Annotated in this window: 22 protein-coding genes and 1 pseudogene; 14 read left to right on the top strand and 9 right to left on the bottom strand. The window is 68.3% G+C overall.

Going from position 1 to position 24,951, the window contains the following annotated elements:
* Nucleotides 1–67 precede the first annotated feature (67 nt).
* Genes SZ55_RS24675 through SZ55_RS24690 form a run of 4 tightly spaced genes read left to right on the top strand, consistent with a single transcriptional unit; the run spans nucleotide 68 to nucleotide 3,713 of the window.
* Nucleotides 68–898 carry an isocitrate lyase/PEP mutase family protein gene (locus tag SZ55_RS24675; protein ID WP_044413184.1) on the top strand — a complete coding sequence of 277 codons (831 nt, stop codon included), beginning with the start codon at nucleotides 68–70 and terminating at the stop codon, nucleotides 896–898.
* Nucleotides 895–1,587, top strand: a complete 693-nt coding sequence (locus SZ55_RS24680) for an extensin-like domain-containing protein (protein ID WP_044413187.1) — start codon at nucleotides 895–897, stop codon at nucleotides 1,585–1,587. The genes SZ55_RS24675 and SZ55_RS24680 overlap by 4 nt, the downstream gene beginning before the upstream one ends.
* Before the next feature lie 55 nt (nucleotides 1,588–1,642).
* Nucleotides 1,643–2,425, top strand: coding sequence for a class I SAM-dependent methyltransferase (locus tag SZ55_RS24685; RefSeq protein ID WP_044413190.1), 783 nt, complete (start codon nucleotides 1,643–1,645; stop codon nucleotides 2,423–2,425).
* A gap of 13 nt (nucleotides 2,426–2,438) precedes the next feature.
* Entirely contained in the window at nucleotides 2,439–3,713 is a 1,275-nt protein-coding gene (locus SZ55_RS24690; RefSeq protein ID WP_044413192.1) for a cytochrome P450, read from the top strand.
* A gap of 16 nt (nucleotides 3,714–3,729) precedes the next feature.
* On the opposite strand, the gene SZ55_RS24695 is transcribed toward SZ55_RS24690, so the two are convergent.
* A complete protein-coding gene (locus tag SZ55_RS24695) occupies nucleotides 3,730–4,371 on the bottom strand; it encodes a TetR/AcrR family transcriptional regulator (RefSeq protein WP_044413195.1) in 642 nt (213 codons plus the stop codon).
* Between the two features lie 95 nt (nucleotides 4,372–4,466).
* Here SZ55_RS24695 and SZ55_RS24700 point away from each other — a divergent pair, with 95 nt between their 5' ends.
* Together SZ55_RS24700 and SZ55_RS24705 are read left to right on the top strand one after the other, a co-directional pair.
* On the top strand, nucleotides 4,467–5,570 hold the full coding sequence (locus SZ55_RS24700; protein ID WP_044413198.1) for an efflux RND transporter periplasmic adaptor subunit: 1,104 nt from the start codon (nucleotides 4,467–4,469) through the stop codon (nucleotides 5,568–5,570).
* A gap of 6 nt (nucleotides 5,571–5,576) precedes the next feature.
* A complete protein-coding gene (locus SZ55_RS24705) occupies nucleotides 5,577–8,648 on the top strand; it encodes an efflux RND transporter permease subunit (protein WP_044413200.1) in 3,072 nt (1,023 codons plus the stop codon).
* Between the two features lie 99 nt (nucleotides 8,649–8,747).
* On the opposite strand, the gene SZ55_RS24710 is transcribed toward SZ55_RS24705, so the two are convergent.
* Nucleotides 8,748–10,481 (bottom strand): AMP-dependent synthetase/ligase, encoded by a 1,734-nt coding sequence (locus SZ55_RS24710; protein ID WP_044413201.1) that lies wholly within the window; start codon nucleotides 10,479–10,481, stop codon nucleotides 8,748–8,750.
* Between the two features lie 40 nt (nucleotides 10,482–10,521).
* A complete protein-coding gene (locus tag SZ55_RS24715; RefSeq protein ID WP_021219471.1) occupies nucleotides 10,522–11,355 on the bottom strand; it encodes a crotonase/enoyl-CoA hydratase family protein in 834 nt (277 codons plus the stop codon).
* A gap of 101 nt (nucleotides 11,356–11,456) precedes the next feature.
* On the opposite strand from SZ55_RS24715, the gene SZ55_RS24720 reads away from it, so the two are divergent.
* The 3 genes and pseudogenes from SZ55_RS24720 to SZ55_RS29210 form a co-directional block, all read left to right on the top strand.
* Complete coding sequence (locus SZ55_RS24720) at nucleotides 11,457–12,059, top strand: TetR/AcrR family transcriptional regulator (RefSeq protein ID WP_044413205.1); 603 nt, start codon at nucleotides 11,457–11,459, stop codon at nucleotides 12,057–12,059.
* A gap of 18 nt (nucleotides 12,060–12,077) precedes the next feature.
* The gene (locus SZ55_RS24725) at nucleotides 12,078–13,265 is read left to right on the top strand and encodes an aromatic ring-hydroxylating oxygenase subunit alpha (protein ID WP_082078338.1); all 1,188 of its coding nucleotides are present in this window, start codon (nucleotides 12,078–12,080) and stop codon (nucleotides 13,263–13,265) included.
* A 34-nt stretch (nucleotides 13,266–13,299) separates the two neighbouring features.
* A pseudogene (locus SZ55_RS29210) lies at nucleotides 13,300–13,407 on the top strand (hypothetical protein); the annotation flags it as partial.
* A 114-nt stretch (nucleotides 13,408–13,521) separates the two neighbouring features.
* Here the strand turns inward: SZ55_RS29210 and rnt are convergent.
* Both rnt and pyrC read right to left on the bottom strand, forming a co-directional pair.
* On the bottom strand, nucleotides 13,522–14,190 hold the full coding sequence (gene rnt, locus SZ55_RS24730; RefSeq protein WP_044413211.1) for a ribonuclease T: 669 nt from the start codon (nucleotides 14,188–14,190) through the stop codon (nucleotides 13,522–13,524).
* Nucleotides 14,187–15,233 (bottom strand): dihydroorotase, encoded by a 1,047-nt coding sequence (gene pyrC / locus SZ55_RS24735; protein WP_044413214.1) that lies wholly within the window; start codon nucleotides 15,231–15,233, stop codon nucleotides 14,187–14,189. The genes rnt and pyrC overlap by 4 nt, the downstream gene beginning before the upstream one ends.
* 161 nt (nucleotides 15,234–15,394) lie before the next feature.
* Between pyrC and SZ55_RS24740 the strand changes: the two genes are divergently transcribed.
* From SZ55_RS24740 to gloA, 3 genes are all read left to right on the top strand, one after another.
* Complete coding sequence (locus SZ55_RS24740; protein ID WP_044413219.1) at nucleotides 15,395–16,384, top strand: flagellar protein MotY; 990 nt, start codon at nucleotides 15,395–15,397, stop codon at nucleotides 16,382–16,384.
* A gap of 118 nt (nucleotides 16,385–16,502) precedes the next feature.
* Entirely contained in the window at nucleotides 16,503–17,720 is a 1,218-nt protein-coding gene (locus tag SZ55_RS24745) for an argininosuccinate synthase (protein WP_044413221.1), read from the top strand.
* 92 nt (nucleotides 17,721–17,812) lie between these two features.
* Nucleotides 17,813–18,205 (top strand): lactoylglutathione lyase, encoded by a 393-nt coding sequence (gene gloA / locus SZ55_RS24750; RefSeq protein WP_044413224.1) that lies wholly within the window; start codon nucleotides 17,813–17,815, stop codon nucleotides 18,203–18,205.
* A 46-nt stretch (nucleotides 18,206–18,251) separates the two neighbouring features.
* On the opposite strand, the gene SZ55_RS24755 is transcribed toward gloA, so the two are convergent.
* From SZ55_RS24755 to plsB, 4 genes are all read right to left on the bottom strand, one after another.
* A complete protein-coding gene (locus tag SZ55_RS24755) occupies nucleotides 18,252–18,929 on the bottom strand; it encodes a DUF4197 domain-containing protein (RefSeq protein WP_044413226.1) in 678 nt (225 codons plus the stop codon).
* Nucleotides 18,930–18,959: 30 nt separating this feature from the next.
* Complete coding sequence (locus SZ55_RS24760) at nucleotides 18,960–19,361, bottom strand: YbaY family lipoprotein (protein WP_044413229.1); 402 nt, start codon at nucleotides 19,359–19,361, stop codon at nucleotides 18,960–18,962.
* A 72-nt stretch (nucleotides 19,362–19,433) separates the two neighbouring features.
* The gene (locus SZ55_RS27780) at nucleotides 19,434–20,390 is read right to left on the bottom strand and encodes a hypothetical protein (RefSeq protein ID WP_074969241.1); all 957 of its coding nucleotides are present in this window, start codon (nucleotides 20,388–20,390) and stop codon (nucleotides 19,434–19,436) included.
* Nucleotides 20,391–20,551: 161 nt separating this feature from the next.
* Entirely contained in the window at nucleotides 20,552–23,056 is a 2,505-nt protein-coding gene (plsB, locus tag SZ55_RS24770; protein ID WP_044413232.1) for a glycerol-3-phosphate 1-O-acyltransferase PlsB, read from the bottom strand.
* A gap of 239 nt (nucleotides 23,057–23,295) precedes the next feature.
* On the opposite strand from plsB, the gene SZ55_RS24775 reads away from it, so the two are divergent.
* Both SZ55_RS24775 and SZ55_RS24780 read left to right on the top strand, forming a co-directional pair.
* Complete coding sequence (locus SZ55_RS24775; protein WP_044413235.1) at nucleotides 23,296–24,219, top strand: ABC transporter ATP-binding protein; 924 nt, start codon at nucleotides 23,296–23,298, stop codon at nucleotides 24,217–24,219.
* The gene (locus tag SZ55_RS24780) at nucleotides 24,216–24,950 is read left to right on the top strand and encodes an ABC transporter permease subunit (RefSeq protein WP_044413238.1); all 735 of its coding nucleotides are present in this window, start codon (nucleotides 24,216–24,218) and stop codon (nucleotides 24,948–24,950) included. Before SZ55_RS24775 ends, SZ55_RS24780 begins: the two co-directional genes overlap by 4 nt.
* Nucleotide 24,951 lies beyond the last annotated feature (1 nt).

Here is a 24,951-nt window from a genome sequence, read left to right on the forward strand (position 1 = left end):
CTGTATCTGTCCGCTCCCGTTCCCCTGGGGTAAGGTCGGGCCTCCCCGCCTTCGATGGAGCGCCCCCATGACTGACCAGAGCCAACGCGCCCGAGACTTCGCCGCCCTGCACCAGGGACCGGACCTGCTGGTCCTGCCCAATCCCTGGGATGCCGGTTCCGCCCGCATGCTGGCGCACCTGGGCTTCAAGGCCCTGGCCACCACCAGCGCCGGCCTGGCCTTTTCCCTCGGGCGGCGGGATGCGGAAGGCGCGGTGAGCCGCGAAGAGGCCCTGGCCWATGCCCGCGCCATCGTCGAGGCCACGCCGCTGCCGGTGGCGGCCGACCTGGAGAACGGCTACGGCGACAGCCCCGAAGCCTGCGCCGAGACCCTGCGGCTGGCGGCGGAAGCCGGCCTGGTCGGTGGCTCCATCGAAGACGCCAGCGGCCGGCCGGAGGCGCCCATCTACGATGCCGGGCTGGCCCTGGAGCGCATCCAGGCGGCCGTCGAGGCCGCGCGGGCGCTGCCGTTCCCCTTCACCCTCGCGGCACGGGCGGAGAACTTCCTGCATGGCCGGCCGGACCTGGACGACACCCTGCGCCGCCTGGTGGCCTATGCCGAGGCCGGCGCCGATGTGCTCTACGCCCCCGGCCTGACCACCCGCGAGCAGATCGCCGAGGTGGTGGCCGCTGTCGCTCCCAAACCGGTCAATATCCTGGTGGGCTCGCCGGCGCTGGCGTTGACCCTCGACGAACTGGCCGCACTGGGCGTGCGTCGGGTCAGCCTGGGATCCAACCTGGCGCGGGTGGCCTACGGTGCGTTCTTCGAGGCGGCGCGCCAGCTCCACGGGCATGACCTGTCCGCTGCCCAGCAGGCGATGCCGTTCGACCGGATCAACGCGCTGTTTCCTCCCCGATGAGTCGACGCGGGCGGGTGCTGGGCGGGCTCCTCGTCCTGGTGCTGCTGCCGCTGGCGGTGAGGCAGGGCTGGATCGAGCTGCCCCCGCGCTGGAACCCCTGGGCCCCGCTGGACGTGCGTGAGCCACCGAACCTGCTGACCTCCTTCAAGCTGATGCGCCTGCAGGCCGACCCCCAGCTCTGCAAGCAGGCCCTGGACAGCGCGGGGATGCGCTACCAGGCGGTGCCCGACAGCGTGCCGGCGCCGGGCTGCCCGGTGGACAACGCGGTGCGTGTGAGCGCATCCGGCGTGCGCTTCAGTAGCAGCTTCCTGGCCACCTGCGAAGTAGCGGTGGGCTGGGCGCTGTTCGAGCGGTATGGCCTGCAGCCGGCCGCCCGCGAGGTGTTCGGCCAGCCGGTGGCGCGGGTGGAGCACCTGGGCAGCTTCGCCTGCCGCAACATCGGCACCAGCCAGCGCCGCAGCCAGCACGCCTACGCCAATGCCCTGGACATCGCCGGCTTCCAGCTGGCCGATGGCCGTCGCATCAGCGTGGCCCGCGACTGGAGCGGCCAGGGCGATGCCGCACGCTTCCTGCACCGGGCGCACCAGGCCGCCTGCGACACCTTCCACGTCACCCTGGGGCCGGACTACAACGCGGCCCACCGCGATCACTTCCACCTCGACATGGGGCTGTTCCGCCAGTGCCGCTGACCCCGGGCGGCCGGCTCTGGCAAAATGCCGCCCATTCGATTCGGTGGAACCCCTGATGAACGACGAGCAGCAAACGGCCCGGGTAAGGGTCGAGGCCCTGGTGCCTCACCTGGAGGCCGAGGCTCGGGCCTGGGCCGAGCGCCTGGGCCTGCCCCTGGACGGCGAAGCGGGCTTCGCCCTGCAGCTGGGCGACGACGGCCTGCAACTGGTGGAGCTGGGGCCGGGCGCGCCCGGCCCGGTACGGGTGGATTTCGTCGAAGGGGCTGCGGCACATCGGCGCCAGTTCGGCGGCGGGGCAGGGCAGATGATCGCCAAGGCGGTGGGCATCCAGCCCGGTATTCGGCCTCGGGTACTGGACGCCACGGCAGGGCTCGGACGCGATGGCTTCGTGCTCGCCAGCCTGGGCTGCGACGTGCACCTGATCGAGCGCCAGCCGCTGGTGGCGGCCCTGCTGGAAGATGGCCTGGCCCGTGCTGCGCGCGATCTTGACGTGGCCCCCATCGCCGCCCGCCTGCACCTGCTGACCGGCAATGCGATCACCCGCATGGCTGAGTGGACGGACGAGCCGCCCCAGGTGATCTACCTGGACCCGATGTTCCCGCACCGGGACAAGAGCGCCCTGGTGAAGAAGGAGATGCGCCTGTTCCGCCCCCTGGTGGGGGATGACCTGGACGCCCCGGCCCTGCTGGCTGCCGCCCTGGAACTGGCCAGCCACCGGGTGGTGGTGAAGCGCCCCCGCAAGGCGCCGATCATCGAGGGGCCGAAGCCGAGCTACGCCCTGGAAGGCAAGTCCAGCCGCTACGACATCTACCCGAAGAAAGCCCTCGCCAAGGGCTGAGTGCGAGGTGCTCATGGACGACACGCTGCGTTGCCCCATCCGCCGCACTCTGGCACGCCTGCCCTGGGTCGATGACCAGCGTGCCGGTGCGCGGCACTGGCTGGCGCTGCAGCGCGACCCGCTGGCCTGGCTGGCGCAGGTGCACGCCGAGCAGCCCGACATGGCCGTCTCGCGCATGGGCCTGAACCGGGTGTGGTGCCTGTTCCATCCCGAGGCCGTGCACCAGGCGCTGGTGGAGCACCGCGCCCTGTTACGGCGCTGGGAGCCGAGCCTGTGCATGATGCGGCAGTGGAACGGGCGCAGCTTCATGATGCGCGAGGGGCCACCCGCCCAGGCCCAGCGCAAGGCCGTCCGCCCGCACATTGCCGCGCCGCAGCCGCTGGAGATCCTGCAACTGGCCGAGCGCTGGGGGCAGGGGCTGGAAGACGGTGGCGAAGTCGATCTCGACCTGCAGATGGCGGCCTACAGCGCCACGCTCACCGGCCACGCACTGTTCGGCATGGACCTGCGCGACCAGGCCTTCGACATCGCCCGGGCCGTGCGCCTGCTCTCGCGGGTGGCGTTGCTGGAGACCAGCACGGGCATTCCCCTCGGGCACTGGTTCCCCAGCAAGCTCTGCCCGCGCAAGCGCTGGGCCCTGGGGCGGCTGCAGGCGGTGGTCGCCGGTATCGCCGAGCAGTCGCCGCGCCCGCTGGCGGCACAGCGCGACGAACTGGCGACCCTGCTCATGGCCGGTCACCAGTCCACCGGGGTGACCCTGACCTGGACGCTGCTGATGCTGGCCCGGCACCCCGAGGTGCTGGCGGCATTGCGGCAGGAGCTGGCCGGCGTCGATTGGTCACGCATCGAGGGCGTGGCGGACCTGCGGGGTTGCCCGCTGCTGCGGGCGGTGATCCAGGAAAGCCTGCGCCTGTACCCGCCGGCATACGGCCTGGTGCCGCGGCAATTGACGGCCGACACCGAGGTGTTCGGGCAGGCGCTGCGGAAGGGCGACATCCTCATGCTGTCCAGCTGGATCACTCACCGCGATCCGCGCTGGTTCGACGAGCCGCTGGCCTTCCGGCCGCAACGTTTCCTGGAACCGGCCACCTGGCCGAAAGGCGCGTACTTCCCCTTCGGCCTGGGCGATCGGGCCTGCCCCGGCACGGCCATGGCGATGCTCGATGTGGCGGTGTCCCTGGCCTGGTGGGTCACCTACTGGGACGTGGAGCCGCTCGGGGCGATCGAGCCCCAGGGCTGGTTCTCCCTGAGGCCCCGTCGCGCACGGGTGCGCCTGCACCGGCGCTGAGCGCCGGGCGCGCTCCTCAGGCTTCGGCCCGGTAGGCCTTGAGGAACAGCTCCACCACTTCCTGCACGTGCTGCTCGGCACCCGGCCCTTCCAGCGCGGTGCAGCAGCCGATCAGCAGGCGGAAGTTGTGCCCGCCCTTGATCAGGCAGAAGAAGTGCTCGGCGGCGTTCAATGGCTTGTCGATGCGCAGCTTGCCGGCGTCGTTGGCGCGGGCCAGCAGGCGCTCCATCTCGTTGAGGATGCGCTGTGGGCCGGCGTCGAAGAACAGCCGCGAGAGCTTCGGGTCCTGCGCGCCCAGCGCCACCATCAGGCGGTGCAGCTCGATGGATTCGCGGCTGTTGATCAGCGCATGGAAGCCCCGGCCGATGTTCAGCAGCACGCTCTCGATGGTGCCGTCGTGGGGCAGCTGGAACAGCAGCTCCGGCAATTGCTCCTCGCACTTGGCCTTCACGGCGGCGGAGAACAGCGTCTCCTTGTCGGTGAAGTGGCTGTAGACCGTGAGCTTGGAGACCCCGGCTTCCGCGGCGATAGCGTCCATACTGCTGCCGTCGTAGCCCTTGCTGAGGAACAGTGATTTCGCCGCCTCAAGGATCGCTGCGCGTTTCGCCGGATCCTTCGGGCGCCCCGGGCCGCTGCTCTGCAAAGAATTGTCTGACATTTTCTCGTTAATACTGGACTGGTGAGTTCGCTATTTTTACTATACCGGGCAGTATAAATATTCAAAAAACCGTACGTCGCGAAAGGTCATTCACCATGCACCGCCATGCTCTGTCCCTCGCTCTGCCCGTGTCGCTGTCCCTTCTCCTTGGTGCCTGTGGCAATGGTGAAAGCGCGCAGCCTACCATCCGCCCGGCCATGGTGGTGCAACCTCAACCCGCGGCGGACGCCGTGGACACCTACGCCGGCGAGGTGCGCGCCCGCTACGAGCCGGACCTGGCCTTCCGCATCGGCGGCAAGATCACCCGCCGTCTGGTGGAAGTGGGGGACCGGGTGAAGAAGGACCAGCCCCTGGCCGAGCTGGACCCCCAGGACGTACGCCTGCAACTGGAGGCGACCCGTGCCCAGGTCGCGGCCGCCGAAGCCAATCTGCAACTGGTGCGTGCCGAGCGTGACCGCTACCGCACGCTGCTGGAGCGCAAGCTCATCAGCCAGTCGCAGTTCGACAACGTCGAGAACCAGTACCGCGCCGGCGAGGCGCGCCTCAAGCAGATCAAGGCCGAGTACAACGTCGCCAGCAACCAGGCGGACTACGCCGTGCTGCGTGCCTCCCAGGATGGCGTGATCGCCTCCCGCCGTGCCGAGGTGGGCCAGGTGGTGGCCGCCGGGCAGACGGTCTTCAGCCTGGCCGCCGACGGCGAGCGCGAAGTGCTGATCAGCCTGCCCGAGCACGCCATCGACCGCTTCAAGGTGGACCAGCCGGTGGCCGTGGAGCTGTGGTCCCAGCCGGGTCGGCAACTGCCGGCACGCATCCGGGAGCTGGCACCGGCGGCGGACCAGCAGTCGCGGACCTTCGCCGCGCGGGTTGCCTTCACCGCCGGCCAGGTGCCGGCGGAGCTGGGCCAGAGCGCGCGCGTCTACGTGAAGGGCGTGGGAGCGGAGACCCTCTCGGTGCCGCTGTCGGCACTGACGGCCGAGGCCGGCACCCCGTTCGTCTGGGTGGTCGACCCTGCCACCTCCACCCTGGTGCGGCGTACCGTGCACGTCGGTCCCTATGGCGAGGATCGGGTGCCGGTGCTGGACGGGCTGAAGGCCCAGGACTGGGTCGTCGCAGCCGGCGTCCAGGTGCTGCGCGAGGGGCAGGAAGTCCGCCCCGTGGACCGCGCCAACCGCGCGGTGAAGCTGGTGGCCAAGGAGTAAGGCACGGTGAACTTCAACCTTTCCGCCTGGGCGCTGAAGAACCGTCAGATCGTCCTCTACGTCATGTTGCTCCTGGGTATCGTCGGTGCCCTGTCGTACGCCAAGCTGGGGCAGAGCGAAGACCCGCCCTTCACCTTCAAGGCCATGGTGATCCGCACCAACTGGCCCGGCGCCAGCGCCGAAGAGGTCTCCCGCCAGGTCACCGAGCGCATCGAGAAGAAGCTCATGGAAACCGGCGAGTACGACCGCATCGTGTCGTTCTCCCGGCCGGGTGAATCCCAGGTCACCTTCCTGGCGCGGGACTCGATGCACTCCAACGAGATTCCCGAGCTCTGGTACCAGGTTCGCAAGAAGATCAGCGACATCCGCTACACCCTGCCCCAGGGCATCCAGGGGCCGTTCTTCAACGACGAGTTCGGCACCACCTTCGGCAACATCTATGCCCTCACCGGTGAGGGTTTCGACTACGCCGTGCTCAAGGACTACGCCGACCGCATCCAGCTGCAACTGCAGCGGGTGAAGGACGTGGGCAAGGTCGAGCTGATCGGCCTGCAGGACGAGAAGATCTGGATCGAACTCTCCAACACCAAGGCCGCCACCCTGGGCCTGCCACTGGCCGCCGTGCAGCAGGCGCTGGAAGAGCAGAACGCCGTGGCGGCCGCCGGCTTCTTCGAGACGCCCACCGACCGCGTGCAACTGCGGGTGAGCGGGCGCTTCGATTCGGTGAAGGAGATCCGCGACTTCCCCATCCGCGTGGGGGATCGCACCTTCCGCATTGGCGACGTGGCCGAAGTGCGCCGGGGCTTCAACGACCCGCCGGCGCCGCGCATGCGCTTCATGGGCGAGAACGCCATTGGCCTCGCGGTCTCGATGAAGGCGGGGGGCGACATCCTGGTCCTCGGCCAGGCCCTGGAGGGCGAGTTCGCCCGCCTGCAGGAAACCCTCCCGGCCGGCATGCAGCTGCGCAAGGTGTCCGACCAGCCGGCTGCGGTGAAGACCGGCGTGGGCGAGTTCGTCCGGGTGCTCACCGAGGCGCTGATCATCGTGCTGCTGGTGAGCTTCTTCTCCCTCGGCCTGCGCACCGGCCTGGTGGTGGCGCTGTCCATCCCCCTGGTGCTGGCGATGACCTTCGCCGCGATGCACTACTTCGGCATCGGCCTGCACAAGATTTCCCTCGGCGCGCTGGTGCTGGCCCTGGGCCTGCTGGTGGACGACGCGATCATCGCGGTGGAGATGATGGCCATCAAGATGGAGCAGGGCTACGACCGCCTCAAGGCGGCCAGCTTCGCCTGGACCAGCACCGCCTTCCCCATGCTCACCGGCACCCTGATCACCGCCGCCGGCTTCCTGCCCATCGCCACCGCCCAGTCCGGCACCGGCGAGTACACCCGCTCGATCTTCCAGGTGGTGGCCATCGCCCTGCTGGTGTCCTGGATCGCCGCTGTGATGTTCGTGCCCTACCTGGGGGATCGGCTGCTGCCCGATCTTGCCAAGCGCCACGCCGAGAAGCACGGTGGCGACGGCGCCCACGACCCCTACGCGACGCCCTTCTACCAGCGCGTGCGGCGGGTGGTGGAGTGGTGCGTACGCCGGCGCAAGACGGTCATCGTGCTGACCCTGGTGGCGTTCGTCGCCTCCATCGCCTTGTTCCGTTTCGTGCCCCAGCAGTTCTTCCCCGCCTCCGGGCGCCTGGAGCTGATGGTGGACCTCAAGCTGGGTGAGGGCGCGTCCCTGCTCAACACCGAAGCCGAGGCCGCGCGCCTGGAGGCGCTGCTCAAGGACCATCCCGGCATCGACAACTACGTGGCCTACGTCGGCACCGGGTCGCCGCGTTTCTACCTGCCCCTCGACCAGCAGTTGCCGGCGGCGAGCTTTGCCCAGTTCGTGGTGCTGGCCAAGACCATCGAGGACCGCGAGGCGGTGCGCGGCTGGCTGATCCAGGTGCTCAACGACGAGTTCCCGGCGGTGCGCACCCGCGTGTCCCGCCTGGAGAACGGCCCGCCGGTGGGTTACCCGGTGCAGTTCCGCGTGTCCGGCGAGCACATCGACGAAGTCCGCGCCCTGGCCCGCAAGGTGGCCGACAAGGTGCGCGAGAACCCCCACGTGGTGAACGTGCACCTGGACTGGGAGGAGCCGAGCAAGGTGGTGCGGCTGAACATCGACCAGGACCGCGCCCGCGCCCTGGGCGTGAGCACCGCCGACCTGTCGCGCTTCCTGCAGAGTTCACTCAGCGGCAGCACCGTCAGCCAGTACCGCGAGGACAACGAGCTGATCGACATCCTCCTGCGCGGCACCCCGCGCGAGCGCGAGGAGCTGGCCCTGCTGCCGAGCCTGGCAGTGCCCACCGATAGCGGCCGCAGCGTGCCGCTGTCCCAGGTGGCGACCCTGGAATACGGCTTCGAGGAAGGCATCATCTGGCACCGCAACCGCCTGCCGACGGTCACCGTGCGCGCCGACATCTACGACAAGTCGCTGCCGGCCAGCCTGGTGACGCAGATCCAGCCGACCCTCGACCCGATCCGCGCCGAGCTGCCCAGCGGCTACCTGCTGGAGGTGGGCGGTACGGTGGAAGACTCCGCGCGCGGGCAGAAGTCGGTCAACGCCGGTGTGCCGCTGTTCATCGTGGTGGTGCTGACGCTGCTGATGCTGCAGCTCAAGAGCTTCTCGCGCTCGGCCATGGTGTTCCTCACCGCGCCCCTGGGGCTGATCGGCGTGACCCTGTTCCTCCTGGTGTTCCGCCAGCCGTTCGGCTTCGTGGCGATGCTCGGCACCATCGCCCTGTCGGGGATGATCATGCGCAACTCGGTGATCCTGGTGGACCAGATCGAGCAGGACATCAGCGCCGGCCTGGACAAGTGGCACGCCATCATCGAGGCCACGGTGCGGCGCTTCCGGCCCATCGTGCTCACTGCCCTGGCAGCGGTGCTGGCGATGATCCCGCTGTCGCGCAGCGTGTTCTTCGGCCCCATGGCGGTGGCCATCATGGGCGGCCTGATCGTCGCCACCGCGCTGACCCTGCTGTTCCTGCCGGCGCTCTACGCTGCCTGGTTCAGGGTCAAGGAAGTGCCCCGGGCCTGACGGCAACGCCATCCGCATGGGCTGAGGTACGAAGCCCAACGTTGCAATGCCCGCCCCGGCACTGCGCGTTGGGCCTCGTGGCGCTCGGCGCCAGCCTGCTTACTGATACATCCCATCCAGCAGCGACGCGAAATTGCGCTCCACCACTGGGCGCTTGAGCTTCTGCGTCGGCGTCAGTTCGCCCTGCTCCTGGCTGAGCAGGCGCGGCAGCAGTGCCCAGGCCTTGATCCGCTCTACTTGCGACAGCTCGGCGTTGATCGTGTCGATATGGCCTTGCAGTTCCGCCAGCAGCGCCGGTGCTTGCCGCCAGGCCTCGGCATCGCCCGCCAGCCCCTGGCGTTTCGCCCAGTTGGCCAGGCTTTGCGGCTCCAGGGCGAGCAGGGCGCTGAGGTGCTTGCGGCGGTCGCCATGCACCAGCGCCTGCTCCACCAGCGGGTGTTGCTTGAGGCGCGTCTCGATGGGCGTCGGCGCGATGTTCTTGCCGCCGGCGGTGATGATCAGTTCCTTCTTGCGACCGGTCAGCCAGAGGTAGCCGGTGGTGTCCATCCGCCCCAGGTCGCCGCTGCGCAGCCAGCCATCGAGGGTGAAGGTTTCGGCGGTCTTCTCCGGTTGCTGGAAGTAGCCCTGGAACACCTGGGGGCCGCGCACCAGCACCTCGCCGTCGTTGGCGATGCGCACCTCCACGCCGGGCAGTGGCCGGCCCACCGAGCCGGCTTTGCTCGGGCCGCCTTCGTTGCTGGTGAGAAAGGCGGTGGATTCGGACATCCCCCAGCCCTCGTACAGAGGCAGGCCGAGGGCGGCGAAGAAGTTCACCAGCTCGGCGTCCAGCGGCGCGCCACCGCTGACCAGCGCGCGGACGCGCGAGCCGAACAGGCGCTGACGCAGGCCGTCGAGCACCAGGCGCCGGGCCAGGTGCAGGCGCAGCCCGCCGCGCTGGCGTATGCCGGTGCGCAGGGCCCAGTCGAGCAGGCGGCGCTTGTTGGCTGGCAGGGCTTCACGTTGGGCCATGACGGCGGCATGCAGCTTCTCGAAGAGTCTCGGCACGCTGCCGAAGAAGTCCGGTTGCACCTCGGCGATGGCCCGGGGCACATCGTTGATGTCCGGCACGTAGGCGGCCTGGGCGCCACACCAGAGGCGCTGGTAGTGACCGATCACCCGCTCGCCGACATGGGCCATGGGCAGGAAGGCGAGACCGGTGTAGCAAGGGGGCGGCAGCTGGTAGGCGGCGATGGCGGCCAGCAGGTTGCCGTGGCTGAGCATGGCCGCCTTGGGCTCGCCGGTGGTGCCGGAGGTGAACACCAGATTGGCCAGGGCCTGGCGGTCGAGTGCCTGCCAGCGCGGGCTGACCTGCTCGGCGCTCACCCCGTCACCCTCGGCGGCGAAGGCGTCCAGGCCTGTCGCGGTGCCGTCCTCCTCGGTGTCGATGGCCACCACGCGCAAGCCTGGCAGCGAGACGCCATGGGCCTGCTCCAGGCGCTCGACGAACAGCAGCCGGCAATCAGCACGCTGCAGCTGCTGGGCCGCCTGCGCCGGGGTGAGGCTCGGGTAGAGGCCGACGCTGACGGCGCCGGCCATCAGTACGGCGAAGTCCAGCAGGCTCCATTCCAGGCGGGTGCGGCACCAGATCGCCACGCGGTCGCCGGGTTCGACACCGGCGGCGACCAGGGCTCTGGCCAGGGTCTCGCTGCGGCGGGCCACTTCGCCCCAGTCGAGGCTGCGCCAGGTGCCGCCTGCACGCACCTGGGCGGCGGGCCTGTCGGGCGTGTGGCTGGCCCGCCAATCGAGCAGGGCGGGGATGCTGGGGAGATCGGTCGGCGGTTGCTGCGTCGTCATCGAACACCTCCTGTACTCGGGCTGGACGGGCGGGAACGGCTCAGGGAATCGGTTGGCCCGAGTCGCGCTCCTTCACCGCCTGGGCGAAGCCCACCTCCTCGCAGCGCGCCTTGAAACGCACACCTTCGGGGCTGTGGCGGGTGATGCCGTCGAAGAGTGTGGCGAACATCTGCGTGGTCTCCAGGCCCATGTTGTGAAAGGCCTGGTTGATCATCAGCTTCTGCATCATCAACTGGTTCCTGGGGATGCCCTGCATGCGTGCGGTCAGCGCTTCCACCGCCGCGTCCAGCTCGGCCAGGGGCACGCTCTGGTAGACCAGGCCCAGGCGCTGGGCCTCGCGGCCGTCGATGAGATCGCCTGTCAGCAGCATGCGCTTGGCCTTCTCCGGGCCCAGGCGGTAGACCCACATGGCGGTGGTCGGGCAGCCCCAGACCCGCGCCGGCGGGTAGCCGATCACCGCTTCGTCGGCCATCAGGATCAGGTCGCAGCACAGGGCGATGTCGCTGCCGCCGGCCACCGCCGGGCCGTGCACCTTGGCGATCACTGGCTTGTAGCTGCGGAACAGGCTCATGAAGTGCTCGGTGTTCTTCTTCATCAGCGCGTAGTCGACCATCGGGTCCCAGGGCATTTCCTGGCTGCCGTAGATGCCGCGCGGGTTCTCGGCGAAGAACTTCAGGTCGTAGCCGCTGCAGAAGCCGCGCCCGGCTCCGGTGAGGACGATGACGTGCACCGCGTCGTCGGCATTGGCGCGCAGCACGGCGGCTTCCAGGTCGGCGGGCAGGCGGTCGTCGATGGCGTTGAGCCGTTCGGGGCGGTTCAGGGTGAGGGTGGCGATGCGGCCGTCGACCGCGTAGTGGACGGTGGAATCGGTCATGGAAGCGCTCCGTTGTTTTTTGTTGGATCGGGGCTTGGCGTGTCGGGACAAATAAGTAAACTGAATTCACTTTTTATGTCCACTGCTTTATCGAGAGCCCCATGACCGATCTTTCCCCCAAGGCCCAGAGAACCCGTGCCAGCCTGCTGGACGCCGCCCGCGACGAATTGCTGGAACTCGGCGGCGGCCTGGAAGTGGGACGCGTGGCGGAGCGGGCCGGCGTCTCGGTGGGGCTGATCTACCGCTATTTCGCCTCCCGCGCCGGGCTGCTGGCGGCGGTCGCCGAGGACTTCCATGACCGCTACCAGGCCGAGGTGATGGCCGCCGACCCGCTGCCCGGCGCCGAGGACTGGTGCAGCCGTGAGGAACAGCGGGTGCGCCGTGCGGTGGAGTTCGTCTACGCCGAGCCCCTGGCACCGCTGCTGCTGGTGAGCCTGGCGCGTGAGCCCGAAGTGGCGGCGCTGGAGGCCCGGCGCATCACCGAGAACGTACGCCAGGGCGCCGACAACATCCGTCGTGGCCAGGCCGCCGGGCAGTTGAACGCCAGCCTCGACCCGGAGCTGGTCTCGGCGATGATCCTCGGCGGCATGCACCAGGCCCTGCTGGAGGCGCTTGGCCGCTCGCCGCGTCCGCCGGCCGACCAGCTGTCGCGGCAGCTCTGGCATTTCATCCGTGGTGCCCTGGCGCCACTCCAGCCGACATGACAACAAGAAGAGGCAGGCATGCAGCACGCGACCCAGGTTGAATTGCTGAGGAAGGCATTGGCGCTGGCCGAACAGGGCGTTTCCGATTGCCTGGAGATGCCCTCGTCCCTGACGGTGGACAGCTACCTCGACGAGGCGCGCCATCGGCGTGAGCGGGACGAGGTCTTGCGCCGCGAGCCACTGCTGGTGGCGCGCTCCAGCGAGGTGACGGCGGGGCGCTTCATCACCCGCGACCTGCTGGCGCCATTGCTGCTGGTGCGTGACGAAGCGGGGGCGTTGCGCGGCTTCCTCAACGTCTGCAAGCACCGTGGCACGCAACTGGTGGCCGAGCCGGAAGGGGCCAACCGGGTGTTCGTCTGCCCCTATCACGCCTGGGCCTACAACCCCGATGGGCAACTGCGTGGCATTCCCCACGGCTATGGTTTCGAGGGGATCGACCGGGGCTGCCTGAACCTCACCGAGGTGCCGGTGGCCGAACGCTTCGGCGCCATTTGGGCGCGGCACTCGCCGGGCCCTGCGCTGGACATGGATGCCTTCTTCGGCCCGGAGATACTCGCTGATTTCGACAGTTTCGCCCTGGATGACCACGTGATCTTCGACCCGCGCGACATCCGCCGGCCGGTGAACTGGAAGCTGACCATCGACACCTTCCTGGAGAACTACCACGTCGCCAAGGCACACCAGGCCACCATCGACCACCTGTTCTGGCCCAACCTCGGGCTGTTCGAGCGCTTCGGCCGGCATATCCGCAACTACTACGTGAAGCGCAACCTGCGCGAGGTGCTGGCGCAGCCCGAGTCCGAGTGGGACCTGCGCCGCCACGGCAACCTGCTGTACTTCCTCTGGCCCAACACCCTGGTGCTGGTTGAGCCGGACCACATCGACTTCTCCAGCGTATTCCCCGATGGCCCGCTGGCCACCCGTGTGCTGGGCTACAACCTGCTGCTGGAGGAGCCGGCGACGGACAAGGCCCGGCGCTATTTCGAGAAGAACAACGAGATCCTCTATTCCGCCCTGGAGGAAGACTTCGCCCTGGCCGCGCGGGTACAGGAAGGCATCCGCGCCGGCGCCAGCGACCGCCTCTGGCATGGGCGCTATGAACAGGCATTGCGCTGGTTCCACCAGGGCCTGGACGAGGTGCTGGGGGATTCCCGCGTCGAGGTGCTGGGCGGGGAGGGTTCGCCTGGGGGCTCACCGAGGCCCTGATCATCGTATTGCTGGTTCTCCTAGGTCAGGCACCGGCCCCATGGCGGTGGCTATCATGGGCGGCCTGATCGTCGCCCCGGCGCTGGCGCTGCTGTTCCTGCCGGCGCTCTACGCGGCCTGGTTCAGGGGCAAGCTGACCGAGTGGGCCTTACCAGGAAGCGTGAACGAGGGCTTCGGCCCCCGTTTTGCTGCAGTGCAGGAAGACAAAAAAGGCCGCGCGTACCAGGTACGGGCGGCCTCTTTCGTGGCGGTGGGATCAGTCGTCGATCCAGCCACCCATTTCCTTCCAGCGGTTGACGATGCCGCAGAACAGCTCGGCGGTCTTCTCGGTGTCGTAGCGTGCCGAGTGTGCCTCGCGGCCATCGAATTCGATGCCGGCGGCCTGGCAGGCCTTGGCCAGCACCGTCTGGCCGTAGGCCAGGCCCGCCAGGGTGGCGGTGTCGAAGCTGGAGAAGGGGTGGAAGGGGTTGCGCTTGATGCCGGTGCGGTTCACCGCGGCATTCAGGAAGCCCAGGTCGAAGCTGCTGTTGTGCCCCACGAGGATGGCGCGCTTGCAGCCGTGTGCCTTGATGGACTTGCGCAGGCCCCGGAAGATCTCGCCCAGGGCATGTTCCTCGGTCACGGCCATGCGCAGCGGGTGGTCCAGCTTGATCCCGGTGAACTCCAGGGCGGCCTGTTCGATGTTGGCGCCCTCGAAGGGCTCGACCCGGAAGAATTGCGTGTGGTCCGGGTAGAGGAAGCCGCCTTCATCCATCGAGATGGTGGTGGCAGCGATCTCCAGCAGGGCGTCGGTGGCGCAGTTGAAACCACCGGTCTCCACGTCCACCACCACCGGCAGGTAGCCACGGAAGCGTGCCGCCATCGGGTGGCGCGGGCCGGACGGCAGGCTGCCGTCGAGTTCGTCGTCGAAGAATTCCTCGCTCACGCCTGGCCCTCCAGCAGTCGCCAACGCAGGGTTTCGCCCGCGCGCAGGGGCACCACGCTGTTCTCGCCCAGGGGCAGGGTGGCCGGAGCGGTCCAGTCCTCGCGTACCAGGGTGATGGTGTCGGTGTTGCGCGGCAGGCCGTAGAAGTCGGGGCCGTGGTGGCTGGCGAAGGCTTCCAGCTTGTCCAGGGCGTTGCGCTGCTCGAAGGCCTCGGCGTACAGCTCGATGGCCGCATACGCGGTGTAGCAGCCGGCGCAGCCGCAGGCGGCTTCCTTGGCGTGCTGGGCGTGGGGCGCGGAGTCGGTGCCGAGGAAGAACTGGGGGCTGCCGCTGGTGGCGGCGTCCAGCAGGGCTTCCTGGTGCACGTTGCGCTTGAGGATCGGCAGGCAATAGAAGTGCGGGCGGATGCCGCCCACCAGCATGTGGTTGCGGTTGTACAGCAGGTGGTGGGCGGTGATGGTGGCGCCCACGTTGCTGGAGGCCGAGCGCACGAACTGCACGGCGTCACCGGTGGTGATGTGCTCGAACACCACCTTCAGGGTGGGGAAGCGCTCGACGACGCGCACCAGGTGCTCGTCGATGAAGGCCTTCTCGCGGTCGAACACGTCGATCTCGCTGCGGGTCACTTCGCCGTGCACCAGCAGCAGCATGCCGACTTCGGCCATGGCTTCCAGCACCGGGAAGATGGCGTCGATGCGCGTCACCCCGGAATCGGAGTTGGTGGTGGCGCCTGCCGGGTAGAGCTTGGCGGCGTGGACGAAGCCGCTGGCCTTGGCGGCGCGGATGTCCTCGGGGCGGGTGCGGTCGGTGAGGTACAGCACCATCAGCGGTTCGAACCCGCTGCCGGCCGGACGGGCGGCGAGGATGCGCTGGCGGTAGGCGTCGGCTTCCTCGGCGTTGCGCACCGGGGGCACCAGGTTGGGCATGATGATGGCGCGGCCGAAGGTGCGCGCGGCATCGGCCACGGTGTGGGCCAGCACGGCGCCATCACGCAGGTGGATGTGCCAGTCGTCGGGACGCAGCAGGGTCAGGCGGTCGGACATGGGGGGATTCCAGGCGGGTGAAACTCGGCGTGCATGCTACCGGAAAAGCCCGGCCGGGGCACGGGCGGCGCATCAGGCCCGAGGGCGCCGAACGGCGCTTAAGTTTTCCGCCTTCGCACCGATAGCCCTTGTGAACCTGACGTCTTTCCCCGGAGCCAGCCGTGCGCGCTTTTCCCATCGCCCTGCTCAGCCTCATTGCCCTGCCGGCCATGGCCATCACCTTCCAGACCCGCCTGGAGAAGGTGGAGTGGAAGGTGGAAGGGGACAAGTTCGAGTGCCGCCTGTCGCAGCCGATCACCGACTTCGGCAGCGGCGAGTTCGTCCGCCGTGCCGGCGAGCAGGTCACCTTCCGCCTCAAGCCCAACGAGCGCTGGATGGGCGGCGGCCAGGCGACTTTGCTGGCGGCCGCGGCGCCCTGGCAGCCCGGGCGCGGCGACATCAACCTCGGCGCCGTGGCGGTGGGCAACGGCGAAGTGCCGTTCAACAGCAACCAGCTGCAGGGCGGGCGCCTGCTCACCGGCCTGCTGGAGGGGCGCAGCCCGCTGGTGCGCCATCGCACCCAGCAGGGCGGGGACGCCCTGGAGGTGCGCCTGCTGCCGGTGCATTTCAACAAGGCCTACAACGACTACCTGGCCTGCACCGCCAAGCTGCTGCCGGTGAACTTCGACCAGGTGAAGAAGCTGGAGCTGGGCTTTCCCGGCGGCGGCGTGGCGCTGGACCCGATGGCCCGCGCCAAGCTGGAGATCGTCCTCGACTACATGAAGGCCGACCCGGCGGTGAACCACATCGAGATCGACGGCCACTCCGATAACGCCGGCAACCGCCTGACCAACCGCGACCTGTCGCGGCGCCGGGCGCTGGCGGTGTTCGACTACTTCAAGGCCAACGGCGTGCCGGAGTCGCAGATGGTGATGCGCTTCCACGGCGAGCGCTATCCGCTGGTGCCCAACACCAACGAGGCCAACCGGGCGAAGAACCGCCGGGTCGCCGTGGCCCTGTCCAAGGAGCCGGAGGCACCCCCGGCGGAAACCCCTGCCGCCGCACCGGCCACCGAGCCGGCACCGGCGACTGCCCCTGCCGCACCTGCCACGGCGCCTGCCGTGCCCCCGACCGCCAGCCCGGCGCCTGCCAAGCCGGCGTCCGCCTCCTGAGCGGCGCCGGATCGAAAGAATCTGTCGCCTGGTCGTCATTGCCTGTCGCGCCACTGTAATTTGGCCGCCAGGGTCAGTAGAATCCCCGGTTTTCGTACAACCCCGTGGAGTTGATGGCATGGCGGACGTGAAGAAGGTTGTCCTGGCTTATTCCGGTGGCCTGGACACCTCGGTGATCCTGAAGTGGCTGCAAGATACCTATAACTGCGAAGTGGTGACCTTCACCGCCGACCTCGGCCAGGGCGAGGAGGTCGAGCCGGCCCGTGCCAAGGCCCAGGCCATGGGCGTCAAGGAAATCTACATCGATGACCTGCGCGAAGAGTTCGTCCGCGACTTCGTGTTCCCGATGTTCCGCGCCAACACCATCTACGAAGGCGAGTACCTGCTGGGCACGTCCATCGCCCGCCCGCTGATCGCCAAGCGCCTGATCGAGATCGCCAACGAGACCGGCGCCGACGCCATCTCCCACGGTGCCACCGGCAAGGGCAACGACCAGGTCCGCTTCGAGCTGGGCGCCTACGCGCTGAAGCCGGGCGTCAAGGTCATCGCCCCCTGGCGCGAGTGGGACCTGCTGTCCCGCGAGAAGCTGATGGATTACGCCGAGAAGCACGGCATCCCGATCGAGCGCCACGGCAAGAAGAAGTCCCCGTACTCCATGGACGCCAACCTGCTGCACATCTCCTATGAGGGCGGCGTGCTGGAAGACACCTGGACCGAGCACGAAGAGGACATGTGGCGCTGGACCAAGTCCCCGGAAGCCGCGCCGAACACCCCGACCTACATCGAGCTGACCTACCGCGCCGGTGACATCGTCGCCATCGACGGCAAGGACATGACCCCGGCCCAGGTGCTGACCGAGCTGAACCGCATCGGTGGCGAGAACGGCATCGGCCGCCTCGACATCGTCGAGAACCGCTACGTCGGCATGAAGTCCCGCGGCTGCTACGAGACCCCCGGCGGCACCATCATGCTCAAGGCTCACCGCGCCATCGAGTCCATCACGCTGGACCGCGAAGTGGCCCACCTGAAAGACGAGCTGATGCCCAAGTACGCCAGCCTCATCTACACCGGCTACTGGTGGAGCCCCGAGCGCCTGATGCTGCAGCAGATGATCGACGCCTCCCAGGCCAACGTGAACGGCGTGGTACGCTTGAAGCTGTACAAGGGCAACGTCATCGTCGTGGGCCGCAAGTCCGACGACTCGCTGTTCGACGCCAATATCGCCACCTTCGAAGAAGATGGCGGCGCGTACAACCAGGCGGACGCGGCGGGCTTCATCAAGCTCAACGCCCTGCGCATGCGCATCGCCGCCGGCAAGGGCCGCAAGCTGTTCTGATAAGCTGAGCGCCCCGTGCCAAAAGGAACCCCGGCCACGAGCCGGGGTTCTGCTTTTATGAGCCCTGATCGGGCAACCAAGAGGAATCCCTGATGAGACTGCTGCATACCATGCTGCGCGTCGGCGATCTGGACAAATCCATCGCCTTCTACACCGAAGTCCTGGGCATGACCCTGCTGCGTCGCAAGGACTACCCGGACGGCCAGTTCACCCTGGCGTTCGTCGGCTACGGCGACGAGGCCCACAACAGCGTGATCGAGCTGACCCACAACTGGGGCGTGGACAAGTACGAGCTGGGCACCGGCTACGGCCACATCGCCCTGGAAGTGGCGGACGTCTACAAGGCCTGCGAGGACATCCGCGCCCGTGGCGGCAAGGTCACCCGCGAGCCGGGGCCGATGAAGCACGGCACCAGCATCCTGGCCTTCGTCGAGGACCCGGACGGCTACAAGATCGAGTTGCTGTCGCCTTCGCGCAACGACTGACAAAAAAGCCCGGCAGATGCCGGGCTTCTTCTTGGCGCGGGCGGGCTCAGAGCACGCCGAACACTTTCTTCGCCAGGCTGGTGGCGGCACCGGCCGGGTTCTGGCGGATGCTCGCTTCCTGCTCGGCGATCATCTTGAACAGGCCATCCAGCGCTTCTTCGGTCACGTAGCTCTCGATGTTGGCGCTCTTGGCGTCCACCACGCCGAAGCTCGCGGCCTGGCCGGCGAAGCTGTTGTACTGCTGCGCCAGGCCGACCTGGTCGGTGGCCTTCTTCACGATGGGCAGGAACTTGGCACGCAGCTGCTCGCGGCTGGTCTTGTTCAGGTACTGGGTGGCGGAGTCCTGCGGGCCGGTGAGGATGCCCTTGGCGTCCTGCACGGTCATCTTCTTCACCGCGTCCACCAGCAGGGCCTGGGCCTGCGGCACGGCGGCCTCGGCGGCCTTGTTCATGCTGGTTTCCAGCTGCTCCACCTGGTCGCCCATGCCCATCATCTTCATGGTCTTGGCGGCCTTGCCCAGCTTGCCGGGCAGTTCGATGCGCACCTCGGGGTTGTTGCTGAAGCCGCCCGGCTTGCCGAGCTGCTGCACGGCGACCTTGGCGCCTTGGGTGAGGGCATCCTTCAGGCCACCGGCGGCGTCCTGCTGGCTGAGGTCGCTGAGGGAGAGGGCGAAGGCGTTGACGGAGAGGGCCAGGCCGGCGACCAGGGCAGTGAGTCGGAACATGAGGGCTTCCTTGGGCTGGTGGAGTTCGGATCAGCGAACCGGGTCGACCCGGATGCGCAGGGGCTGTGGATCGGTGCCGTCGAGTTTAACCGAGTGGCGTTCGCTGCTGATGAACATCAGCTTGCCGTCGAGCTCGATGCGCGCCGCCACGGCGTACTGGTGGCCGCTCTGCAGGTTGGCCGGGTCGTAGCTGAGCTGGAAGGCCAGGGGCACCTGGCCCTCGATGCGGCCCTGCTGGTGAGCCAGTTCGCGGGCGGGGGCATCCGCCAGCGAGACGTCCACCAGGGTGACCCGCAGGGTTGCATCCGGCGGCAGGGCCATGCGCTGCAGGTAGTACACCTCGCCTTCGAGCTGGGCCATCGAGGCCGTTTGCGGGGTGGTGCAGGCGCCGAGCAGCAGGCTGGCGAAGAGCAGGGGCAGGGTTCTTTTCATGAGTACATTCCGTGATTGGACCCCACACACTATAGAGCGTCGGGGCAGACCGGGCTGGCGGGCATCGCCGGTTCAATCATCGACCACCGGCAGGGCCTTGCCGATGGCGCCCAGCGTGTTGTTCACGTGGACGTTCTCGTTGACGGTGCGCATCAGCCGGCGGAGGCGCTCCTTGGCGGCCACCAGCTTCTCGATCTGCACATCCAGCTCCGCAGCGCGACGATCAAGGGCGGCTTCGTGCTCGGCCAGACGCGTGCGGCGCTGCTCCTGTTCGTCCTGGCGCGCCTGGAGCTGGGCCTCCAATGCCTGCAGGCGGGCTTCCTGCGCCTGCAGCTCGCGCTCGCGCTCGGCCAGTCCCGGGTCTGGCTGCAGGGGGCTGCTGTCCGGCTGGCGGCGGGTGAACACGCCGGCCATCTCCACCAGGGTGTTGAGGGTGGCCTGCACCTCCCTGAGCATCTGTTCGCTGCGGCTGGCGTTGTGGGGCACCGGGGCTGGGGGCTCGGGCGCGTCTGCTGCCTGCCGGGGGTCCACCGTCGCCACTGGCGAGTCGTGCAGGGGGGATTCGTAGGGCTGGTAGGGCAGCGGATGGGTCGAGTAGAAGGGCGCGCCGATGTTGTCGCTGCTGCGGCAGGCCAGCAGTGTCTGGATGGCGCCGGGACCGAGGGTCAGCGGGTGGTGCTGTTCCATGCAGGTGGGGTGCGGGGTGAGGGGTGGGCCCAGGCGTTCGATGCGGATGAAGTGGAAGGCGGTGGCCGCATCGCGATTCCCGCGCGCGCCCTCGATGATCTGGCGCAACGCCCGGCGGGCGACCTGGCAGGCGCGCTCGTCCAGGCTGCTCAACTGGTATCCCCCCTCGGCCAGGGGCGCCAGGGCTGCGAGGTAGACCCAGGACGTGCCCTGGGGCCCGGCTTCATTGAGGGTGTAGACGAGGACGTTGGCTTCGATCTCGGGGATGGCGAGGCTGCACAGCACGGCGGCGTTGAACGCCTCCCGCTGGCCGTTCTCGACGGTGATGGTTCTCAGCAGCATGGGGGTTCCCTGGGTGAAGAGGGCAGAAGGACGCGCGAATGCGCAGCCGCCATGGTACTGAGGGCCGGACGGGCAGCCCCTCGGGGGATTCTGTCCGGCTTGTAGGGCATTTCTTCTAGTGGGCGAAGCAGAAAGCGGGCGGCTGAAGCCGCCCGCTTGCATCAGGAAGCGTCGGCCTGCGGCTCGTCCTGGGGCGCTTCGTCCGTCTGGCGCTCCAGTGCCACCTGGCGGATGGAGAGACGGATCTCGGCGGTGAGCACGCGCTTGGCCGCGCCCTCGGCCAGGTCGCCCAGCTCGGGGTGGTAGCTGAGCTTGCCGGCTTCGTCCTGGCGCAGCACGCGCTGGTCCAGCAGGGTCTGGATGAAGTGGCGGAACAGCGTCTTGTCGAAGAACTCCGGGGCGTTGAGGCCATGGAGGATCGACAGGCGCTGGGCCATGACGGTGCACAGGTTCTCCAGCTCCTCGGCGGTGAGCTGGTTCTGCCCGGCGTTGAGCAGCAGGGCGATGGCCATGTAGAAGCGCTGCAGCGTCTGGGCGATGGCGCGGGACATCAGCGTCAGCAGCACGAACTGCCGCGAGCTGGGCGCCGGGCGCACGTACACGTCGTTCTCCACCTTCAGCAGCCCCTGCTCGACGAAGGCGGCCAGCCACTGGTCCACCACCGCGTCCAGCTCGTCCAGGTTCCAGCGGATGAACAGCTCGGCCTGCAGGTACGGGTACAGGGCGCGGGTGTAGCGCAGGATCTGCTCGCGGCTGCTGCGTCCGCTGCTCTGGAAGAAGCTGGCCAGCAGCCCCGGCAGGGCGAAGATATGCAGCACGTTGTTGCGGTAGTAGGTCATCAGGACGGCGTTCTGCTCGTCCAGGTAGAGGATCTTGCCCAGGGCGTCCTTCTGCTCGGCCAGCAGGTCCATGCTCTGCACGTACTGGATCAGCGCCTGGCCGTCGCCTTCCGGCAGGGTGGCGTGGGGCGAGTAGGGCACCGCGCGCAGCAGGGCCAGGTACAGGTCCAGGACGCGGGTCAGCGCGCGTTCGTCCAGTGCCAGGCGGCTGGTGGACAGCAGCGCCAGGGCCACCAGGTTGACCGGGTTGATCGCCGCCGCGTCGTTGAGGTGGCGGGCGATGCGCACGGCCAGGCGGTTGGTGGTGTCGTTGAGCCAGGCCGGGCGGAACTGCGGTCCCAGCTCCTGGGCGCGCCAGTCCGGTTGCTGCTGGTCGAGGAACTCCGCCAGCTTGATCGGCTCGCCGAAGTTCACCGCGACGCTGCCGAAACGCAGCTTCAGGGCGCCGATGACCTTGAAGATGTCGAAGATCGACTCCTTCTTCTTGCTCGCGCCGCGCAGCTCGCCCAGGTAGGTGCGGCCTTCCAGCACGCGCTCGTAGCCGATGTACACCGGGACGAAGACGATGGGCAGGCGCGAGGAGCGCAGGAAGCTGCGCAGGGTGATGGCGAGCATGCCGGTCTTCGGGTGCAGCATGCGCCCGGTGCGCGAGCGCCCGCCCTCGACGAAGTACTCCACCGGGAAGCCACGGCTGAACAGGGTGTGCAGGTACTCGTTGAACACCGAGGTGTACAGCGGGTTGCCCTTGAAGGTACGGCGCATGAAGAAGGCGCCGCCACGGCGCAGCAGGCCGCCGATCACCGGCATGTTGAGGTTGATGCCGGCGGCGATGTGCGGCGGCGTCAGGCCGTTGCGGAACAGCAGGTAGGACAGCAGCAGGTAGTCGATGTGGCTGCGGTGGCAGGGCACGTAGATCACCTCGTGACCCTGGGCGATGTCCTGCACGCCCTCGATGTGGTTGACCTTGATGCCCTCGTAGAGCTTGTTCCAGAACCAGCTCAGCACCACTTCGAGGAAGCGGATCGCCGTGTAGGCGAAGTCGGAGGCGATCTCGTTGCCGTACTTCAGCGCCTGGGCCTCGGCCTTGGCCGGGCTGATCTTCTCGCGCTCGGCTTCCTCGGCGATGGCCTGGCGCACCAGCGGCGCATGCACTAGCCCTTTCACCAGGTTGCGGCGGTGGGAGAGGTCGGGGCCGATCACGGCGGTCTTCTGGTTGCGGAAGTGCACCCGCAGGATGCGCTGGACCATGCGCTGGGTGCGCTCCGGGCCCTTGCCCTGGGCGATCAGCTCGCGCAGGTGGATGGGGGCGGAGAACTGCACCCGGGTCTTGCGCCCGAGGATGAGGATGCTGACCAGCTTGCGCAGGCGCCCGGTCACGGCCCAGCTGTCGGCGAACAGCAGCTTCCAGGGGCTGGTCTCGCGGTCCGGGGACTGGCCCCAGAACACCGTCACCGGAATGATCTGCGCGTCATCCACCGCGTGCTGCTGGATGGCGTCCAGCACCCGCACCAGGGTCGGCGAGGTGCCGCGCTTGTCCTGCCCGCCGAACCAGCCCGGCTCCGGGGTCAGGTAGAAGAAGGCGGCCGGCTCCAGGCTGTCGCCCACTGCCACCGGCAGCACCGGGCGCGGCAGCCCGGCCTTGGTGCATTCCCGGTCCACCACCGCCAGGTCGCTGGCCGAGGGTTGCTGCAGCACGTAGAGCACGGGCTTGCTGCGGTCGAGCTTGAGGGTGAAGGCGGACTGGTTGATGGTTTCCGAGCGCACCCACAGGTAGAGGAGGCGGCGCAGGGTGCCGAAGGCCAGGCGGCGGAACGGGGAACGGGTCATACGGGCGTCGTGGTGTGGAACGAGCGTGTGCTCGGGGCGGCTAGTGTGCCGTATTCGCTGACCCGCCGCAAAAAGCCGAAGCCGGCTTTTGCAGGGCTGAATCCCACGTTACAGCAGGAAACTTTCGGCACGCTTCGCTGTCTTGCTATGCCGCCGGGAGACTCCTTATAGTCCGCCGGCGTTTTGCAGGGCCCCTGAGGCCAGCATGGCCGGGGGCTTTTCCCGTTGGGGTAGAGGCCATGATCGACATAAGAAAACTGACCAGACGATTCGCGCAGCACACCGCCGTGGACGACCTGTCCTTCGCGGTCGAGCCGGGGGAAGTGCTCGGCTTTCTCGGCCCGAATGGCGCCGGCAAGTCCACCACCATGAAGATGCTCACCGGCTTCCTGGCGCCGACCTCCGGCACCGCCAGCATCTTCGGCCACGACATCCAGACCCAGACCCTGCAGGCCCAGCGCAGCCTCGGCTACCTGCCCGAGGGCGCGCCCTGCTATGGCGACATGACGGTGCGCGGCTTCCTCGAATTCATTGCCGAGATCCGTGGCTTCCGTGGCGCCGAGAAGAAGGCCCGCGTCGCCCAGGCCGCCGGCCAGGTGGAGCTGGACAAGGTGCTCGGGCAGAGCATCGAGACCCTGTCCAAGGGCTTCAAGCGCCGCGTCGGGCTGGCCCAGGCCATCCTCCATGACCCCCGCGTGCTGATCCTCGACGAGCCCACCGATGGCCTCGACCCGAACCAGAAGCACCAGGTACGCCAGCTCATCCAGAGCCTGGCCCGGGACAAGATCGTGATCATCTCCACCCACATCCTCGAAGAGGTGACGGCGGTGTGCACCCGCGCGGTGGTGATCGCCGCCGGCAAGCTGGTGGCCGACGACACCCCCTACGAGCTGGAGCGCCGCTCCCGCTACCACCAGGCGGTGACCCTGGTGGCCGACGAGCCCCTCGATCCGCTGGCGCTGGCCGTGTTGCCGGGCGTTGCCGGTGTCGAGGAAAACGCTGCTGGCAGTGGCCTGACGGTGCTGGCCAAGCCGGGCGAGGTGATCTTCCCGCAGGTCAACCAGCTCATCCACCAGCGCGGCTGGCGGGTCAAGGAGCTGGACGTGGAGCGCGGCCGCCTCGACGAAGTCTTCCGCAGCCTGACCCGGGGGGAAGCGGCATGAAGCAGTTGCCGGTCATCTTCAAGCGCGAGCTGGCGAGCTATTTCGCCACCCCGCTGGCCTATGTGTTCATCGTGATCTTCCTGGTGCTGTCCGGGGTCTTCACCTTTTACCTGGGCGGTTTCTTCGAAAGCGGCCAGGCCAGCCTGGCGCCCTTCTTCAACTTCCACCCCTGGCTCTACCTGTTCCTGGTGCCGGCCATCGCCATGCGCCTGTGGGCGGAGGAGCGCAAGTCCGGCTCCATTGAACTGCTGATGACCCTGCCGGTCACCCGTTTCGAGGCGGTCACCGGCAAGTTCCTCGCCGCCTGGGCCTTCGCCGGCCTGGCACTGCTGCTGACCTTCCCCATGGTCATCACCGTCAACTACCTGGGCGAGCCGGACAACGGCGCCATCGTCACCGGCTACATCGGCAGCTGGCTGCTGGCCGGCTCCTACCTGGCGGTGGGCTCGTGCATGTCGGCGCTGGCCAAGAACCAGGTGATCGCCTTCATCCTCGCCGTGGTGGTGTGCTTCCTGTTCATCGTCAGCGGCTTCCCGCTGGTGCTCGACGCCTTCAGCGCCTGGGCCCCGCAATGGCTGCTGGACGCCGTCGCCTCGCTGAGCTTCCTGACCCGCTTCGATGCCATCAGCAAGGGCGTGATCGACCTCCGCGACCTGCTCTACTTCCTCTCCCTGATCGCCGCGTGGCTCGCCGCCACCGCCGTGGTGGTCGATCTGAAGAAGGCCGACTGAC

The sequence above is a fragment of the Pseudomonas sp. FeS53a genome (assembly GCF_000931385.1).
GTDB classification, from domain to species: Bacteria; Pseudomonadota; Gammaproteobacteria; order Pseudomonadales; family Pseudomonadaceae; genus Metapseudomonas; species Metapseudomonas otitidis.

What these genes read in the sequence shown, in the direction of transcription:
- SZ55_RS24720 (WP_044413205.1), top strand. Translation starts at nt 11,457, where the DNA reads ATGACCGATCTTTCCCCCAAGGCCCAGAGAACCCGTGCCAGCCTGCTG.
- SZ55_RS24710 (WP_044413201.1), bottom strand. Translation starts at nt 10,481, where the DNA reads ATGACGACGCAGCAACCGCCGACCGATCTCCCCAGCATCCCCGCCCTG.
- gloA (WP_044413224.1), top strand. Translation starts at nt 17,813, where the DNA reads ATGAGACTGCTGCATACCATGCTGCGCGTCGGCGATCTGGACAAATCC.
- SZ55_RS24780 (WP_044413238.1), top strand. Translation starts at nt 24,216, where the DNA reads ATGAAGCAGTTGCCGGTCATCTTCAAGCGCGAGCTGGCGAGCTATTTC.
- SZ55_RS24760 (WP_044413229.1), bottom strand. Translation starts at nt 19,361, where the DNA reads ATGAAAAGAACCCTGCCCCTGCTCTTCGCCAGCCTGCTGCTCGGCGCC.
- SZ55_RS24685 (WP_044413190.1), top strand. Translation starts at nt 1,643, where the DNA reads ATGAACGACGAGCAGCAAACGGCCCGGGTAAGGGTCGAGGCCCTGGTG.
- SZ55_RS24745 (WP_044413221.1), top strand. Translation starts at nt 16,503, where the DNA reads ATGGCGGACGTGAAGAAGGTTGTCCTGGCTTATTCCGGTGGCCTGGAC.
- SZ55_RS24680 (WP_044413187.1), top strand. Translation starts at nt 895, where the DNA reads ATGAGTCGACGCGGGCGGGTGCTGGGCGGGCTCCTCGTCCTGGTGCTG.
- SZ55_RS24695 (WP_044413195.1), bottom strand. Translation starts at nt 4,371, where the DNA reads ATGTCAGACAATTCTTTGCAGAGCAGCGGCCCGGGGCGCCCGAAGGAT.
- plsB (WP_044413232.1), bottom strand. Translation starts at nt 23,056, where the DNA reads ATGACCCGTTCCCCGTTCCGCCGCCTGGCCTTCGGCACCCTGCGCCGC.
- SZ55_RS24700 (WP_044413198.1), top strand. Translation starts at nt 4,467, where the DNA reads ATGCACCGCCATGCTCTGTCCCTCGCTCTGCCCGTGTCGCTGTCCCTT.
- SZ55_RS24690 (WP_044413192.1), top strand. Translation starts at nt 2,439, where the DNA reads ATGGACGACACGCTGCGTTGCCCCATCCGCCGCACTCTGGCACGCCTG.
- SZ55_RS24715 (WP_021219471.1), bottom strand. Translation starts at nt 11,355, where the DNA reads ATGACCGATTCCACCGTCCACTACGCGGTCGACGGCCGCATCGCCACC.
- SZ55_RS24775 (WP_044413235.1), top strand. Translation starts at nt 23,296, where the DNA reads ATGATCGACATAAGAAAACTGACCAGACGATTCGCGCAGCACACCGCC.
- SZ55_RS27780 (WP_074969241.1), bottom strand. Translation starts at nt 20,390, where the DNA reads ATGCTGCTGAGAACCATCACCGTCGAGAACGGCCAGCGGGAGGCGTTC.
- SZ55_RS24725 (WP_082078338.1), top strand. Translation starts at nt 12,078, where the DNA reads ATGCAGCACGCGACCCAGGTTGAATTGCTGAGGAAGGCATTGGCGCTG.
- SZ55_RS24755 (WP_044413226.1), bottom strand. Translation starts at nt 18,929, where the DNA reads ATGTTCCGACTCACTGCCCTGGTCGCCGGCCTGGCCCTCTCCGTCAAC.
- pyrC (WP_044413214.1), bottom strand. Translation starts at nt 15,233, where the DNA reads ATGTCCGACCGCCTGACCCTGCTGCGTCCCGACGACTGGCACATCCAC.